General features: G+C 70.7%; 13 protein-coding genes. 3 read left to right on the plus strand and 10 right to left on the minus strand.

The features are described from left to right. Positions 1–233: 233 nt before the first annotated feature. The 3 genes from GHC57_RS16785 to GHC57_RS19635 all read right to left on the minus strand — a co-directional run bounded on the left by GHC57_RS16785 (position 234) and on the right by GHC57_RS19635 (position 2,672). Positions 234–1,487 carry a threonine ammonia-lyase gene (locus GHC57_RS16785; protein ID WP_153346369.1) on the minus strand — a complete coding sequence of 418 codons (1,254 nt, stop codon included), beginning with the start codon at positions 1,485–1,487 and terminating at the stop codon, positions 234–236. Between the two features lie 97 nt (positions 1,488–1,584). Further along, positions 1,585–2,304, minus strand: coding sequence for a glutamine amidotransferase-related protein (locus GHC57_RS16790; RefSeq protein ID WP_153346371.1), 720 nt, complete (start codon positions 2,302–2,304; stop codon positions 1,585–1,587). Beyond that, on the minus strand, positions 2,301–2,672 hold the full coding sequence (locus tag GHC57_RS19635; RefSeq protein ID WP_153346391.1) for an acyl-CoA thioesterase: 372 nt from the start codon (positions 2,670–2,672) through the stop codon (positions 2,301–2,303). Before GHC57_RS19635 ends, GHC57_RS16790 begins: the two co-directional genes overlap by 4 nt. 199 nt (positions 2,673–2,871) lie before the next feature. Between GHC57_RS19635 and GHC57_RS16800 the strand changes: the two genes are divergently transcribed. The 3 genes from GHC57_RS16800 to GHC57_RS20345 all read left to right on the plus strand — a co-directional run bounded on the left by GHC57_RS16800 (position 2,872) and on the right by GHC57_RS20345 (position 7,019). Next, positions 2,872–3,846, plus strand: a complete 975-nt coding sequence (locus GHC57_RS16800; RefSeq protein ID WP_153346373.1) for a hypothetical protein — start codon at positions 2,872–2,874, stop codon at positions 3,844–3,846. Positions 3,847–3,939: 93 nt separating this feature from the next. Further along, positions 3,940–5,958, plus strand: a complete 2,019-nt coding sequence (gene parE / locus GHC57_RS16805) for a DNA topoisomerase IV subunit B (RefSeq protein ID WP_153346375.1) — start codon at positions 3,940–3,942, stop codon at positions 5,956–5,958. 374 nt (positions 5,959–6,332) lie between these two features. Next, the gene (locus GHC57_RS20345) at positions 6,333–7,019 is read left to right on the plus strand and encodes a peptidoglycan L,D-endopeptidase MepK (RefSeq protein ID WP_170294937.1); all 687 of its coding nucleotides are present in this window, start codon (positions 6,333–6,335) and stop codon (positions 7,017–7,019) included. Positions 7,020–7,185: 166 nt separating this feature from the next. Here GHC57_RS20345 and GHC57_RS16815 read toward each other — a convergent pair whose 3' ends face one another. The 7 genes from GHC57_RS16815 to hutU all read right to left on the minus strand — a co-directional run bounded on the left by GHC57_RS16815 (position 7,186) and on the right by hutU (position 15,840). After that, entirely contained in the window at positions 7,186–7,803 is a 618-nt protein-coding gene (locus GHC57_RS16815) for a histidine phosphatase family protein (protein ID WP_153346379.1), read from the minus strand. 11 nt (positions 7,804–7,814) lie between these two features. After that, entirely contained in the window at positions 7,815–8,747 is a 933-nt protein-coding gene (locus GHC57_RS16820; RefSeq protein ID WP_153346381.1) for a 2-hydroxyacid dehydrogenase, read from the minus strand. 133 nt (positions 8,748–8,880) lie between these two features. Further along, complete coding sequence (gene nifA / locus GHC57_RS16825; RefSeq protein ID WP_153346383.1) at positions 8,881–10,722, minus strand: nif-specific transcriptional activator NifA; 1,842 nt, start codon at positions 10,720–10,722, stop codon at positions 8,881–8,883. Between the two features lie 124 nt (positions 10,723–10,846). Beyond that, entirely contained in the window at positions 10,847–12,409 is a 1,563-nt protein-coding gene (locus GHC57_RS16830) for a TRAP transporter large permease (RefSeq protein ID WP_211369231.1), read from the minus strand. Next, a complete protein-coding gene (locus tag GHC57_RS16835) occupies positions 12,409–12,939 on the minus strand; it encodes a TRAP transporter small permease subunit (RefSeq protein WP_153346385.1) in 531 nt (176 codons plus the stop codon). Before GHC57_RS16835 ends, GHC57_RS16830 begins: the two co-directional genes overlap by 1 nt. An 83-nt stretch (positions 12,940–13,022) precedes the next feature. Continuing rightward, on the minus strand, positions 13,023–14,123 hold the full coding sequence (locus GHC57_RS16840) for a TRAP transporter substrate-binding protein (RefSeq protein WP_153346387.1): 1,101 nt from the start codon (positions 14,121–14,123) through the stop codon (positions 13,023–13,025). A 49-nt stretch (positions 14,124–14,172) separates the two neighbouring features. After that, a complete protein-coding gene (gene hutU / locus GHC57_RS16845; protein WP_153346389.1) occupies positions 14,173–15,840 on the minus strand; it encodes a urocanate hydratase in 1,668 nt (555 codons plus the stop codon). Positions 15,841–15,947 lie beyond the last annotated feature (107 nt).

Below are 15,947 nucleotides of genomic sequence, written 5' to 3' on the forward strand. Positions count from 1 at the left end.
CCCGTGCAATCCTGGCATGCATCGCCGGACTTATCTCGCCCAAACAACCAGCATGCATATCTAACGCAAACTGAGCCTAAATTATAGACCGTCATCCTGACGGAGCGAAGCGACGGAAGGATCTCGTGCCCAGGTCTCCAGTCCCCCAGGTCTTCAGTCCGTCGCGGATCGCAGCGGCACCCTGCCCGTTGACCTGAGCCCGTTGCCGACCCAATGCCATCCCGACCCGCCCCCTAGTCCTCGGGCGGCGCGGCGCTGATCCGCCACACCCGATAGCCCGCCTCGCGGATCGCCTGGGCGATGTCCTCCAGGTGGGCGCGGCCCTGGGTCTCGATGGTGAACGACAGGTCCGTGCACTTGGCCGACATGCTGGACAGCAGGCGATTGTGGGCCAGTTCGATCACGTTGCCGTCCCGCGCGGCGATGATGCCGGCCACGGCCGCCAACTGGCCCGGGGTGTCCGACGCCTCGATCGACAAGGTGCCCAACCGTCCGTCCTGGGTCAGGCCGCGCAGGATCACGGATGCCAGAATGCGCGGGTCGATGTTGCCGCCCGACAGCACCAGCCCGACGCGGCGGCCCCGGAACCGCTCCGGTTCGGCCAGCACGGCGGCCAGCCCGGCCGCGCCCGCGCCCTCGGCCACCGTCTTTTCCACGTTCAGGTAGAGATTGATGGCCCGCTCGATGGTCTTTTCGCGCACCACCGTGACCTCGACGCCGTACCGGGCGAGGATATGCCGCGCGGTCGTCCCGGGCGCCTTGACCGCGATGCCCTCGGCCACGGTCTGCCCGCCCAGGGTGGACGGCCGCCCGGCCAGCGCATCCGCCATCGCGGGATAGTACTCGGTCTGCACGCCCAGCAGCTCGATATCCGGCCGCAGCGCGCGCGCCGCCACCGTCATGCCGCCGATCAGCCCGCCGCCGCCGACCGGGATGACCATCACGTCCAGGTCGGGGACGTCCTCCAGCATCTCCAGCGCGGCGGTGCCCTGCCCGGCCATGATGCGCGGATCGTCGTAGGGGTGGATCAGGGTCAGGCCCTCGGCCTCCAGGATCTCACGCCCCCGGGGCATCGATTCCGCGATGGTCTCGCCCGCCAGAACCACCCGCGCCCCCAGCGCCCGCGTGTTGTTGGCCTTCACGAACGGGGTGTTCTCCGGCATCACGATCACCGCCGGCACCCCCAGGCGGCCCGCATGATAGGCCACGCCCTGGGCGTGGTTGCCCGCCGAGACCGCCAGCACGCCGGCGCGCTTCTGGTCCTCGGACAGGTCGAGCAGCCGGTTCAGCGCACCCCGGTCCTTGAACGAGGCGGTGAACTGCAGGTTCTCGAACTTGACGTGCACCTCGGCCCCCGTGATGTGGGACAGGGTGTGCGAGTACAGGAACGGCGTGCGCGGCACCGCGCCCTGGATCCGCCCGGCGGCGGTTCGCACGTCGTCAACGGAGATCATCCAGGGCGGGTCGTTCGGGACGGGGTTCGGCATCGGGAGTCCCTCCGGTCGGGATCGGATCCGCCCCCGCCTGGGAATGCGGGGGTGACCTTGGAAAGCATGGCCGCGACGGGCGCGGCGCGCATCGGGATCAGGGCGGCCCCAGCCAGTGGTCCAGGAAGCGCGCCAGCCAGCGCCCCAGCGCGGCGTCGTGGCGCAGGCGTCCGGCGCGGTGGGCGGGAGCGTCCATCGCCCCCGGCCAGGACAGCATGTGCCCCGCCGCCCCCATCCAGCGCTCCATCATCTCGTGGGTGACCTCGGGGTGGAACTGGATGCCGAAGGTGCGGGGACCGGCGGCGAAGGCCTGGTTGGGGAACAGCCCGCCCCGGGCCAGCAGGCGGGCGCCGGCGGGCAGGTCGAAGCCTTCCTTGTGCCACTGATAGACGCCCATTTCGCCGTCGAACAGACCCAGGCGGCGGCCGTCCTCGGTGCCCCGAACGGGGTAGTACCCCACCTCGACCCGCTCGCACGGCGGGCGGGCGATACGCGCCCCCATCACGCGGGCCATCATCTGGCCGCCCAGGCAGATACCGAACGCGGGCACCTCTTCGGCCATGGCGCGCTCGATCAGGGCCAGTTCGGCGCGGATGCCCTCCAGGTGGTCGTCGTTCGCACTCATGGGGCCGCCGAACACCACGACGCCCGCATGCCCCGACAGGTCCGTCGGCAGCGGATCCCCGTGCATGGGACAGCGCTGGTCCAACGGATGGCCGCGCGCCTTCAGCATGCCCCCGACCCGGCCGGGGTTGGAGGTCTTCTGATGCACCACCAGCAGGATGGGCCGCCGGGACTTGTCCGCCCGTGCCGTCATGGCCCCGCCTGCATGGCCGCCTCGCGGTCCTCCACACCCGGCGGCAGGGCGCGCGCGCGGCCGCCGTCATCCAGGGCGACGAAGGTGAAGCTGCCCTCGGTCACCTTCTCGCACGCGCCGACCGCGCCGCGCCGGGCCCAGGCCGCCACCACCAGCGTCATGGAGGTGCGGCCCGCCCGCACGAGGCGCGTATAGCAGGTGACCTGATCGCCCACCTTGACCGGGCGGTGGAAGGTGAAGCCATCCACGGCGATGGTCGCAACCCGGCCCTGCGCCAGATAGCGCGCATGGGTGCCGCCGGCCAGATCCATCTGGCTCATCAACCAGCCGCCGAAGATATCGCCGGCCGGGTTGGTGTCGGCGGGCATGGCCAGGGTGCGGATGGACACCACGCCGTTGGGCGTTTCCGGATCGCTCACGAGGGGACCTCTTCTGCAGGAGACCGCGCGCCCATGTTGTAGGACGTCCCCCGCCCCCAGGTCCAGGCATCCCACACGCGCAGCCGCCTGGACAGGCCCCGCGCCCTGCCCTACCGTGCGGCCCCCGCCGGCACGGACCCTGGACACCATGAACGAACTGCTCCGCCTGATCGACCGCCTGATCGTGCGCCCCCAGGGGCACCGCATCATGCGCGCCCGCCAGGTCAATTTGCGCCCGGTCAAGGACCTGGACCGCATCGACGAAGACGGCAGCCTCGCCGCCGCCCTGGCCCTGTTCGAGGGCGCGCCCGGCCCGGTCGACTCCGACGCGCCGCCGCCGCCCCTGACGGTGATGGTGCGCACCTGCCTGAAGGGCGCGCGCCGCACCCGCACCCACCCCGTCACGGGCGAACCGCAGGAAACCGCCGTGCTGGCCTGCCTGGGCTCGCTGGTGGCCAGCGTGAACCGGGCGGCGGAGACCGGCGCGGTGCCGGACCTTCGGGTGGAGGTGGACGACGACCGCTCCGAGCCCGAGGCCCGCGCCCGCATCGAGGCGGTGCTGGACCGCCTGTCCGTGCCCTGGACCCTGCGCACGCCGGACGAGACCCTGGCCGGTCCCGTCCTGCACGCCCAGTTCCGGCGCGCCGCCGGGGCGGACCGGCTGGTCTATTTCGTCGAGGACGACTACCTGCACGAACCCGAGGCCATCGCCGCCCTGGTCGGCTTCTATCATCAGGTCCACCGGGCCACCGGCGGCCCCATGATGCTGCACCCCCAGGAACAGCGCGTGCTGTACGGCCGGCACTATCCGAGCTATCTGGTCATGGGCGCGGACCGGCGCTGGCGCACCACCCGGCACATGAGCCACACCCTGTTCACCCATGGGCACGTGGTGCGCGACCACTGGGACTGCTTCGAGAACACCCGCTACGTGGGCCATCCGGTCAAGAAGCAGGCCCACAAGGGGGCCGAGCGCAAGACCACCAACCGGGTGCTGGACGTGCTGCCCGGGTTCTGCCCCCTCCCCGCGCTGGCGGGCCACTTCCAGGCGCCCGAGCTGCTGCCGCCCTTTTTTGATTGGGGGAGGTTGTACGAAACCCACCGCCCCGACACCACGACATAGGGTAGCCGGCCCCCGGCGCGGCTACCAGATCACCCCCTGCAACGCTCCGGCTCGCCTTGTTCGCGGACAGGGCCGCCCCTATACTCCGGCGCCATGACCGACCTGTTCAACAGCCCCGCCCCGAGCGCCCGGCCGGCCCCGCAGCCGGCCGCCCGCGACACCGACTACAGCGCCCGCGACATTGAGGTGCTGGAGGGCCTGGAGCCCGTCCGCCGTCGTCCCGGCATGTACATCGGCGGCACCGACGACCGCGCCTTGCACCATCTGGTCGCCGAGGTGCTGGACAACAGCATGGACGAGGCGGTGGCCGGCCATGCCTCACAGATCGAGGTCCGGCTGGACCCGAACAACCAGATCACCGTGAAGGACAACGGGCGCGGCATTCCCGTGGACCCGCACCCGCGCTTTCCGGACAAGTCGGCGCTGGAGGTGATCCTCACGACCCTGCACGCCGGCGGCAAGTTCGGCGGCAGCGCCTACAAGGTCGCCGGCGGCCTGCACGGCGTCGGCGCGTCGGTGGTCAACGCCCTGTCGGAGGACCTGCGGGTCGAGGTCGCCCGCGACGGCGCGCTGTGGACGCAGGGCTTCGCCCGCGGCGTGCCCACCGGGCCGCTGGAGAAAGGACCGCTGCCCGGCCGGCGCCGGGGCACCACCGTGACCTTCCGCCCCGACCCGGAGATCTTCGGGGCCCGGGCGCGGTTCCGACCCTCCGCCCTGTTCCGCATGGTGCGGTCGAAGGCCTACCTGTTCCGGGGCGTCAAGATCCGTTGGCGCTGCGATGCCGCGCTGATCGGCGAGGGCGACAGCACCCCGGCCGAGGCCGAGTTGCACTTCCCCAACGGGCTGCGCGACTTCCTGGACGCCACCCTGAAGGGCCGGGCGCTGGTCGGCCCCGGCCTGTTCGCGGGCACCGCCGATCTGGCCGAGGGGCGCGGCCGCGTGGAATGGGCCATCGCCTGGCCGGACGAGGGCGAGTCCTTCCTGGGCTCATACTGCAACACCGTGCCCACCCCCGAGGGCGGCACCCACGAAGCGGGCCTGAAGGGCGCGCTGCTGCGCGGCCTGCGCGGCTATGCCGAGATGGCGGGCAACAAAAAGGGCGGGCAGCTCACCGGCGACGACGTCACCGGCGGCGCCTGCGTGTTGCTGTCGCTGTTTCTCAGCGACCCCCAGTTCCAGGGGCAGACCAAGGAGAAGCTGGCCAGCGCCGAGGCCACCAAGCTGGTCGAACAGGCCATGCGCGACCCCCTGGACCACTGGCTGACCGCCGATCCGGAGGGCGCCAACGCCCTGCTGGCCCTCGCCCTGGACCGGGCCGAGGAGCGCCAGCGCCGCAAGGCCGCCAAGGAGACCAACCGCAAGTCCGCCACCAAGAAGCTGCGCCTGCCGGGCAAGCTGGCCGACTGCACCCGCTCCGTCGCCGCCGGCACCGAATTGTTCATCGTGGAGGGCGATTCGGCCGGCGGCTCCGCCAAGCAGGCGCGGGCGCGGGAGACCCAGGCGATCCTGCCCCTGCGCGGCAAGATCCTGAACGTGGCCAGCGCCTCCGCCGACAAGCTGCGCGCCAACCAGGAACTGAGCGATCTGGTCGAGGCCCTGGGCTGCGGCATGCGCGACCGATTCGACCTGGAGAAGCTGCGCTACGACAAGATCATCATCATGACCGACGCCGACGTGGACGGGGCGCACATCGCATCCCTGCTGATGACGTTCTTCTACCGGGCGATGCCCGGCCTGATCGAGCGCGGGCACCTCTATCTGGCCATGCCGCCGCTGTTCCGGCTGGCCCAGGGCGGCACCGTGGTCTATGCCCGCGACGATGCCGACAAGGACCGCCTCATGAAGGAGGTCCTGACCGGGCGCGGCAAGGTCGAGGTCAGCCGCTTCAAGGGCCTGGGCGAGATGCCGCCGGCCCAGCTCAAGGAAACCACCATGGACCCCAGGCGCCGCGTGCTGCTGCGGGTCGTGGTGCCCAGCCGCAAGACCGAGGAAGACCAGGAAGAGGCCCGCGAAACCGCGTCGCTGGTCGAACGCCTGATGGGGCGGAAGGCGGAAACCCGCTTCGCCTTCATCCAGGAAAACGCCCGGTTCGTGGAGGGGTTGGATGTGTAGCGGACAATAGGCCGCTTGCATTGTCCGGCCGGGTTCCGCCTGGTCCGAACACGCCCTGGCTGGGCACAGGATCGCGTTGGTCTGGCGCAACGCGCAGGTCCCCCGATCCCGCATCGCCGCCCGATCCGGCGCCGCGTCCACGGGTCTTGGATCCACAGTGTGGATCCACACTGTGGAAACGTGTCTTCCCAATCCGGACATTTTGTGGCAAATGGGGGTCGATGATGTGGCACGCCTTGCCACATTTGTTTTCTTGATTCCAGGTCGTTACGGCCGCAGTTTGCGATCCAGCCTGAACCTGGCCCGGCGGCGCGCCGCCCCGCGACCGTCCAGAGCGTGCCCCATTTCCCTGCAACAGACCGACGAGGTTGCCCGTGTGTGGTTGTGACCGCCCCCTGAGCCGTCGCCAGACTCTGATCGGCGGCGCGACCCTTGGAGCCGCTTCACTGACCCCCGCCCTGATTCCCGTCGCCCAGGCCGGCCTGCCGCTGCCTCCGGGGGAGAAACCCGACACCCCGTTCCTGTTCCGCCTGGGCCGCAAACCCACGCCGCCCGCCGGGGCCGAGACCGAAGCCGCCGGGATCGGCACGACCGCCCCGGCCGGCGCTCCGCCGCACCGCACGCTGGCGCTGGACAACATCAACACCGGCGAAAAGCTGACGGTCACCTACATGGAGCGCGGCCGGTATCTGCCCGACGCCCTGCAGGAGATCAACCACCTGATGCGCGACCGGCGCTCCGGCGATGTGGCGCCCATCGACCCCGCCTTGCTGGACCTCATCAGCGACCTGTGCCTACGCCTTGAGAGCCGGGCCCCGGTGCGCCTGATTTCTGGCTACCGCGCGCCCGAGACCAACAGCCGCATGCGCAGCCAGGACCGCGCCGTCGCCCGCCGCAGCTATCACACCCGGGGCATGGCCGCCGACATCGCTTTGCCCGGCCGCAGCCTGGGCGACCTGCGCCGCGCCGCCGTGTCCCTGTCGCGCGGCGGCGTGGGCAGCTACCCGTCCTCGGGCTTCGTGCATGTGGATGTGGGGCCGCCCCGCACCTGGAACGGCTGATACCAGCGGCGTGTGAGTGTGACTCACCCGCCGGGCGGCACCGGCCCACTCCCCCACCCGGCCACCCACGAGAGTATCCTTGGGGTGGCCAGGTCGGGGAGCGGGCCGGCTATGGACTTCAACGGTCATCGTCAGATGCCGTTGGTATGACGACGCGGCGGGAGGATCACGCCTCCACAGCCTTGATGGGCACAGGCTGCCCGTCCAGGTCCTCGACGCGCCACGCCGGTTCGCCCGCCGGGGGCGGCGGGTCCAGGGGCGACAGCAGCACCGGCCTTGCGTTGGGCAGGCGCGGGCGCACACGACCGTAGCCCATGCCGTGCAGCAGCGCGCGGAAGGTGCCCGCGTGCCCCACCACCAGCGTCGGCGCCGGCACCGCCAGCCCCTGGGCGGCCCGCCAGATGCGGCGGTTGAAGTCCTCCCACAACTCGGCCTCCGGCGGATCGAAGAAGGTGCTCGGCCGCTCGCTCAGCGGCCGCCCCTCCAGCACGCCCCAGTCGCGCTCGTTCAGGCCGGGTTCCACGAACGGCGCCAGCCCCTTCATGCGCAGGATCGGCATGGCCGTCTGATGGGTCCGGTACAGGCCCGTGACCACCACGCTCGCCAGCGGAACGGCGCGCAGTTCTTCCGCCGCCGCCGCCGCCTGACGGTGACCCAGCGCCGTCAGGGGAGTGTCCGTCAGGCCGGCGATGAGCGCCGCGGCGTTGGTCTCGCTCTCGCCGTGGCGCATGAAGTAGAAGGGGCCGTCCAGGAGCCCCCGCAGGGGGCCTATGTGCGCATTCATGGCCGTCTCACTCAATAACCCGCGTCCCGGTCCACCCGGTTCGGCGGCGCTTCGCCCCGCTCCAGGCGACGAATGGTGTCGGCAATCTGGTCGCAACTCGGCTCGACCACGGTCACTGCCGCGATATGCGGTGTCAGCCGCACCTTCGGGTGCGTCCAGAAGGGATGGTCCGGCGGCAGCGGCTCCGGCTCGAACACGTCGAGTTGCGCCCCGCGCAGGTGGCCCGCGTCCAGCAGCGCCAGCAGATCGGCATCCACCAGATGCGCCCCGCGCGCCGCGTTCAGCACGGCGGCCCCCTGCGGCAGCCGGCCCAGCGTGTCGGCGTTCAGGATGCCCCGGGTCTCGTCGGTCAGCGGCAGCAGGCAGATCAGGATGTCCGTGCCGGCCAGGAAGTCGGACAGCCCGTCCGCCCCGTGGAACACGGTGACGCCAGGCAGATCCTTGGGACGGCGGCTCCAGCCGCGCACGCTGTAGCCCCGCGCCAGCAGAGCCTCGGCCACCGCGCCGCCCAGCACGCCCAGCCCCATCAGGCCGACCCGCACGTCCGACGCCGGGGGCACCGACAGGCGCTCCCACCGACCGGCGGCCTGGGCGCGGGCGTAGTCGTCGAAGCGGCGATGGAAGCGCAGCACGCCGTGAAGCATCCATTCCACCATTTGCGGCGCCATGCCCGCGTCGGCGAGGCGGATCACGGGCACGCCCTCGGGCAGGTCATCGCCCGTGGCCAGGATGCCGTCCACGCCGGCCCCCAGGTTGAACACCCCCCGCAGGTTCGGCAGCGACCGCAACAGACCGGCCGGCGGTCGCCAGACCAGGACATGGCGGATCTCCTCCGGCGGACCGACGTCGGGGTGAACCCGGAACGCGGTCTCCGGCAGGCGGTCGGCCATGGCGCGGCGATAGGCCTCGGCATCGTCAACGGCGCTGCAGAACAGAATGGTCATACGGTCTGGCTCCCCCTGTGTCCGGTGTGACCGCCCTACGGTAGCAAACGGGCACGCCCTTGAGGTGCGCGTCCATCGCAAGGGTCGGTCGTGCCACAGGCGCGGCACACTGGGGAAGGGGACGCCTTGGAGGCTACAGCCGTTTGATGGGGATGTCGTGACGGCGCAGGGCGTAGCCCACCTGACGGGGAGTCAGGCCGAGCAGCCGGGCGGCCTTGGCCTGGACCCAGCCGCTCTTTTCCATGGCCGCGATCAGGCGCTCGCGATCCGGCAGGCGGCCCGAGCCGCCGCCGTCGCCCTCCACATCGGCCCCGGCGCCGGGGCCGTCCATGTCCTCAGGCGGCTCGGGCCGGGGCGGCGTGGCCGGCGGAGTCGGATCAATGGGCACCGGCGGCGGCGTCCAGCCGGCCGGCGCGCCCCCGCCCCCGCCCGCCGTGGCGCAGCGGCCGCAATCCATGGGCGGGTGAGCCGAAGGCAGGCCGGTGGACCCGCCCGGACCGCCCACCGCCTGGGTCGGCGCGTCTAGTTCCCGGCCCAGGATGGCGGACAGGCACCCGGCCTCGCGGCAGGAGAAGTCCGACGCCTGGATGACCTCGCCGCGCACCATGGTGGCCACGCGGGTGATGCAGTTTTCCAGTTCCCGCACGTTGCCCGGAAAGGCACAGGCGCGCAGCAGGGCGACGGCGTCTTCGGAGAACCCGAGGCTGTCGCCGTTCTCCTCGTTGAAGCGCTCCAGGAAGTGGCGGGCCAGCGGCTCGATGTCCTCGGGCCGTTCGCGAAGGGGCGGCAGCACCAGGGTTACCACGTTGATGCGGTAGTACAGGTCGGCGCGGAAGGTGCCGGCCGCGACCGCCTCTTCCAGATTGCGGTTGGTGGCGGCGATGATGCGCACATCCACCTTGCGGGTTCGCGACGAGCCCAGCCGTTCGAACTGGCCTTCCTGCAGCACGCGCAACAGCTTGGCCTGGAACGCGGGCGAGATCTCGCCGATCTCGTCCAGGAACAGGGTGCCGCCGTCGGCGATCTCGAAGCGGCCCTTGCGCTCGCCGCCGGCGCCGGTGAACGCGCCCTTGTCGTGGCCGAACAACTCGGCCTCCAGCAGGGTGTCGGGCAGCGCCGCACAGTTGACGCAGACGAAGGGCTTGTCCGCGCGTGGGCTGACCCGGTGCAGGGCGCGCGCGATCATCTCCTTGCCGGTGCCGCTCTCGCCGCGCAGCATCACCGGCGCGCGGGTCCGGGCCACCTGCCGGACCTTGTCCAGCACCGTGGACATGGCGGGGCCGCGCCCGACGATCTCGCTGAAGCGGGGACCGCGGTCGGCGGCGCCGTCGCCGGCCGCGCGGGCGGCGCGGGCCTTCTTCTCCATGCGGGCGGCATCCGCCAGCAGGGTCTTGCGGTCGGCCGCGATCACCCGATGCAGACGCACCGTCTGGCCGATCAGGTTGGCCACCATGCTGAGCACGCGCAGGTCGTCGTCCAGCGAGGTTTCGGACGGACCGGACCACCAGCGCTCCACCGACAGGGTGCCGATGGACTCGTCCCCGGCCCGGATCGGCACGCACAGGAAGGACACGCGGTCCGATTCGAGCACGCCGGCGCGGTCCAGGTACGCGGCGAAGCGCGGATCCTCCGCCATGCGGGCGACGGCCAGCCGCAGGCCGGTGCGGTGCACCTGCACCGCGACGTCGATGGGATAGCCGCCCGGGGCGTCCCGCCCGGCGTCCGCCGACAGCCCCAGGCAGGCCGCGACGGTCAGCGCGCCCGACTCCGGGTGGGCGAGCGCGATGGCGCCCCGGCGCATGTCGTGGAAGGCGGCGAGCACATTCAGGACGTCATGGAGCGTGCGGTCCAGGTGCAGCGCCCCGGACAGGATCTTGCTGATCTCGTACAGCGTCACCATCGACCGGGCGGTGCCGGGCGGGGCATCCAGGTCCGGGGACGGTGGCGACGCGGGGGGAACAGGCTGTGCTTCCATGGACGGCGGGATCCGGGCTGTGGTGCATTGCAGCAGCATCCCACAGCGCTGCCTCAAAATCAATCACGCCAGATGCGCCGCCTATTTTTTCAGCACAATGGGCCCGGATCCTCCTATCTTACGGTCAGTACAGCAGACCTGGCAACCATCGCGTCACCGGCGGCCACAGCCAGACCAGCGCGATGCCCACGATCTGCAGCACGATGAACGGCGCCACGCCGCGATAGATCTGGCCGGTGGAGACCTCGGGCGGCGCCGCGCCGCGCAGATAGAACAGCGAGAACCCGAACGGCGGTGTCAGGAACGAGGTCTGCAGGTTGATCGCGATCAGGATCGACAGCCACATGGGGTCGTGCCCCATCAGGATCAGCAGCGGCGCCACCAGCGGCAGCACGATCACCGTGATCTCGACGAAATCGAGGAAGAACCCGAGCGCGAAGATCAGCGCCATGCAGAACAGCAGCGCCCCGGTGGGGCCGCCCGGCATGGCGGTCAGGATCGACTCGATGCGCTCTTCCCCGCCCAGACCCACGAACACCAGCGAGAACACGCTGGCCGTCAGGATGGTGGCGAAGATCATGGCCGTGATGACCATGGTCCCGGTCAGCGCCGGGCGCAGCATGTCGGCCCCCAGCAGCCGCCGCAGCGCACCCGCGACGGCCGTCATCCCGATCAGCGCGAGCAGCACGTAGCCGCCGCCCAGCGCCCATTCGGTCAGGCCCGCATCGTCCCGTTGCAGGCGCACCGGGGCGGTTCCGGCCGCCACCGCCAGCACCAGAAGCGCCGCCGCGCCTCCCAGGATCAGGCGGAGCGAACACCCGGCCCGCGCCCCGGCCATCAGCACCGCGCCGATGGCCCCGACGGACGCGGCCTCGGTCGGGGTGGCGATGCCGCCCAGGATCGAGCCCAGCACGGCCACGATCAGCAGCACCGGCGGCACCACCGCCCGCAGCACCTCCAGCGGCGACGGCCGGTCCCCGGCCCCGGTGCTCATGGCGGGCGCATCGCCCCGGATCAGCCACGCCCGGCCCAGCAGATAGACGATATAGACGCCCACCAGCATCAGCCCGGGCATCAGGGCGGCGGCGAAGATCTGGCCGACCGAAATGGTCTCGACCGTGAACCGCCCCTGCTCGAACTGCGCCTGCTGATAGGCGTTGGACATGACATCCGACAGGATGATGAGCAGCGTGGACGGCGGGATGATCTGGCCCAGGGTGCCCGACGTGCAGACGATGCCGCACGACAGGGACGGGTTGTAGCCGTTGCGCAGCATGGTGGGCAGGGCGATCATCCCCATGGCCACCACGGTCGCGCCCACGATCCCGGTGGAGGCCGCCAGCAGCGCCCCCACCACCACGACGGAGACTCCCAACCCGCCCCGCAGCGGGCCGAACAGGCGGCCCATGGTCTCCATCAGGGCTTCGGCGATGCGGCTCTTCTCCAGCACCACGCCCATGAAGACGAACAGCGGAATGGCAATAAGAACATCGTTGGTCAACAGCCCGAAGGCGCGCTGCCCCAGCGCCCCCAACAGGCCGATGTCGAACGCCCCCAGCGTCCAGCCCAGCACGGCGAACAGGATCGCGGTCCCGGCGATGCTGAAGGCGACCGGATAGCCCAGCAGGATGCCGCCGATCAGGGCGGCGAACATGAGCAGGTCGAGCGGCAGGCCGCTGGCGTCCATCACGTCCGCCCCGCCTCGACCGGGGTGGGCACGTGCCCGCCGCGCAGGCGGACCAGATCCCGCAGCAGGCAGGCCAGCCCCTGCACCGCCAACAGGGCGCAGAAGGCGGGAATGGTGGACTTCAGCAGGAACGACGCGGGAATGCCGCCCACGGAAATGGAGCCTTCCAGCATCATCCAGGAGCGGAACACCGAGGGCCAGGCGAACCAGCCCAGCGCGATCACGGCCGGAAACAGGAAGGCGACCGCGCCCAGCACATCGATGGCGGCGCGCCCTCGTTCCGTGAGGCGGGCGTAGAAGATGTCCACCCGCACGTGTCGGTCCACCAAAAGCGTATACCCGGCCCCCAGCATGAAGAACAGGCCGTGCAAGTACAGCACGCTCTCGGTCAGGAAGATGTAACTGACCCCAAAGACATAGCGCAGCAGCACAATGCCGAACTGCAGCAGCACCATCAGCAGGGCGGCCCAGCGCACGGCGCGGCCCACCGCGATGTTCACGGCATCCAGCGCGGCGGCGACTTTCAGCATGGAGAGCCTTTCGGGTACGGCGGCGGCGACGACCGGGCGCCCCGGATCCGGCGGCGGCGCGCCGGGTCCGGGGGCCTTCGGGATCAACCGCCGTAGGTGTAGTCCAGCGCGCGGGCGTTCATCTGCCCGTTGTCGGCATAGACCATGTAATCGGCGATGGACGCCCGGTACGTCAGGAAGCTTTCCGTGATGCGCTTGACCAGCTCGTCGGAATCGTCGCGCAGGTCCGCGATCACCTCGCCGGCGGCGTTGCCCATGGCGATCAGCACGTCGTCCGGCAGCTTCTTGACCATGACGCCCTGCTCGGCCACGAGTTGCTTGAGCGCCTGAGCGTGCTTGGTGGTGTACTCGGTCCAGACCGGGTTGTAGAGGCTCTCGCAGGCGAACGTGACGGCCTGCTTCAGGTCGTCCGGAAGGCCTTCGTAGACCTCCAGGTTGACGCCGCATTCCTCGGCCGACGAGGGCTCGCCGACACCCGGCCAGTAGTAGTTCTTGGCCACCTGGTAATAGCCCAGCGCGCTGTCGGTCCACGGCCCGATGAACTCGCCCGCGTCCAGGGCGCCGGACTGCAGCGCCTGGAACATGTCGCGCCCGCCCATGGCCTGCACGGCCATGCCCAGCTTGGAGCACATCTCGGACGCCAGGCCCGTGGTGCGGAAGCGCAGGCCCTTCAGGTCGTCGGCCGAATTGATCTCGGTGCGGAACCAGCCCGCCATCTGCGGCCCGGAGTTGCCGCACAGGAACGGCTTCAGGCCGAAACGGCCGTACATCTCGTCATAGAGCGCCTGTCCGCCGCCGTGGGTCAGCCAGCCCACCTGCTCGTCCGCGCGCAGACCGAACGGCTGCGAGCCGAACAGCAGGATGCCCTTGGACTTGGAGCCCCAATAGGCCGGCACGGCGTGGTACAGCTCGGCCGTGCCCTCGGAGACGGCATCGAACACGCCGTGCCCCGGCACCAGCTCACCGGCGGCGTACAGCTTGACCTCGATGCGCCCGCCGGACAGGGCCGTGATGCGGTCCGCCAGCATCTGGGCGGCCACACCCGGGCCGGGCAGGTTCTTCGGCCAGGCGGTCACCATCTTCCACTGCATCACGCCCTGGGCGAGGGCCGGCGTGACCAGCGCGCCGGTGCCGGCGACGGCGGCGGCGCCCGCGGCGCCGGTCAGGAAAGTCCGTCGTTCCATGATGTCGTTCTCCCTGTGCGGTTGGATGGGAAACACGGGGCGGGCGCGCTCATCCCAGGCCGGGAAGATTGAGCCCGTATTCGCGCGCGCATGCAATGGCCGACTCGTAGCCGGCATCGGCGTGGCGCATGACGCCGGTGGCGGGATCGTTCCACAGCACGCGCTCCAGGCGACGGGCGGCGGCCTCTGTGCCATCGGCGACGATCACCATGCCGGCATGCTGCGAAAAGCCCATGCCAACCCCGCCGCCGTGGTGCAGCGACACCCAGGTGGCGCCCGAGGCGGTGTTGAGCAGCGCGTTCAGCAGCGGCCAGTCCGACACGGCGTCGGAGCCGTCCTTCATGGCCTCGGTCTCGCGGTTGGGCGAGGCGACGGAGCCGGAATCCAGGTGGTCGCGGCCGATGACGATGGGGGCGGAGACCGCACCCGTGCGCACCAGCTCGTTGAAGGCCAGCCCCAGCCGGTGGCGCTGGCCCAGCCCGACCCAGCAGATGCGCGCCGGCAGGCCCTGGAACTTGATGCGGGCCTTCGCCATGTCCAGCCACTGGTGAAGGTGCGGATCATCGGGGATCAGCGCGCGCACCGCTTCGTCCGTGCGGTGGATGTCGGCCGGATCGCCCGACAGCGCGCACCAGCGGAACGGCCCCACGCCCCGGCAGAACAGCGGCCGGATGTAGGCGGGCACGAAGCCGGGGAAGGCAAACGCATCGTCGAAGCCCTCCTCCAGCGCCATTTGACGGATGTTGTTGCCGTAATCCAGCGTCGGCACACCGGCGCGGTGAAAGTCCACCATCGCTTCCACATGCACCCGCATGGAGGCGCGCGCGGCCTTCTCCACCGCCTTCGGGTCGCTCTCGCGGCGCTCGCGCCACGCGGCGACGCTCCAGCCGGCCGGCAGGTAGCCGTTGACCGGGTCGTGGGCCGAGGTCTGGTCGGTCACCAGATCGGGGCGCACGCCGCGCCGGGTCAGTTCGGGGAACACGTCGGCCGCGTTGCCCAGCAGCCCGACCGAGCGCGCCTCGCCCGCCGCCGTCCAGCGGTCGATCATCGCCAGCGCGTCGTCCAGGGTCTCCGCGCGCTCGTCCAGGTAGCCGGTGCGCAAACGGAAGTCGATCCGATCGGTGTCGCACTCGACCGCGAGGCAGCAGGCCCCGGCGAACACCGCCGCCAGCGGCTGCGCGCCGCCCATGCCGCCCAGACCGGCGGTCAGGATCCAGCGCCCGGACAGGCGGCCGTCGTAGTGCTGGCGGGCGGCCTCGGCGAAGGTCTCGTAGGTGCCCTGGATGATCCCCTGGGTGCCGATGTAGATCCAGCTTCCGGCCGTCATCTGGCCGTACATCATCAGACCCTTGCGGTCCAATTCGGTGAAGTGGTCCCACGAGGCCCAGCGCGGCACCAGGTTCGAGTTCGCGATCAGCACCCGGGGCGCGTCGGCGTGGGTGCGGAACACGCCCACCGGCCGGCCGGACTGCACCAGAAGGGTCTCGTCACCCTCCAGGGTGCGCAGGGTGCCCACGATGCGGTCGAAGTCGTCCCAGGTCCGGGCGGCGCGCCCGATGCCGCCGTAGACCACCAGTTCGCCGGGGTTCTCGGCCACGTCCGGATGCAGATTGTTCATCAGCATCCGCAACGGCGCTTCGGTCAGCCACGACCTGGTCGAGATCTCCGGGCCGGTGGGCGGATAGACCACGCGGCTGTTGTGGCGCCTGTCGATCATGGTCGTCTCGCTCCCTGCCTGTTCCCGTAAAAGGCTTATCCCTTTGAGTCCGGGACCACATCATGTGGTGACAGGTGGCCTGAAACGGCGTAGAACATAACGTGAAC

The sequence above is a fragment of the Roseospira navarrensis genome (assembly GCF_009601025.1).
GTDB classification, from domain to species: Bacteria; Pseudomonadota; Alphaproteobacteria; order Rhodospirillales; family Rhodospirillaceae; genus Rhodospira; species Rhodospira navarrensis.

Excerpts from the sequence above, each read along its gene's own strand:
- GHC57_RS16800 (WP_153346373.1), top strand. The coding sequence starts at position 2,872 with ATGAACGAACTGCTCCGCCTGATCGACCGCCTGATCGTGCGCCCCCAG.
- GHC57_RS16815 (WP_153346379.1), bottom strand. The coding sequence starts at position 7,803 with ATGAATGCGCACATAGGCCCCCTGCGGGGGCTCCTGGACGGCCCCTTC.
- nifA (WP_153346383.1), bottom strand. The coding sequence starts at position 10,722 with ATGGAAGCACAGCCTGTTCCCCCCGCGTCGCCACCGTCCCCGGACCTG.
- hutU (WP_153346389.1), bottom strand. The coding sequence starts at position 15,840 with ATGATCGACAGGCGCCACAACAGCCGCGTGGTCTATCCGCCCACCGGC.
- GHC57_RS19635 (WP_153346391.1), bottom strand. The coding sequence starts at position 2,672 with ATGCCCGCCGACACCAACCCGGCCGGCGATATCTTCGGCGGCTGGTTG.
- GHC57_RS16790 (WP_153346371.1), bottom strand. The coding sequence starts at position 2,304 with ATGACGGCACGGGCGGACAAGTCCCGGCGGCCCATCCTGCTGGTGGTG.
- GHC57_RS16835 (WP_153346385.1), bottom strand. The coding sequence starts at position 12,939 with ATGCTGAAAGTCGCCGCCGCGCTGGATGCCGTGAACATCGCGGTGGGC.
- GHC57_RS16820 (WP_153346381.1), bottom strand. The coding sequence starts at position 8,747 with ATGACCATTCTGTTCTGCAGCGCCGTTGACGATGCCGAGGCCTATCGC.
- GHC57_RS16830 (WP_211369231.1), bottom strand. The coding sequence starts at position 12,409 with ATGGACGCCAGCGGCCTGCCGCTCGACCTGCTCATGTTCGCCGCCCTG.
- GHC57_RS16840 (WP_153346387.1), bottom strand. The coding sequence starts at position 14,123 with ATGGAACGACGGACTTTCCTGACCGGCGCCGCGGGCGCCGCCGCCGTC.
- GHC57_RS16785 (WP_153346369.1), bottom strand. The coding sequence starts at position 1,487 with ATGCCGAACCCCGTCCCGAACGACCCGCCCTGGATGATCTCCGTTGAC.
- parE (WP_153346375.1), top strand. The coding sequence starts at position 3,940 with ATGACCGACCTGTTCAACAGCCCCGCCCCGAGCGCCCGGCCGGCCCCG.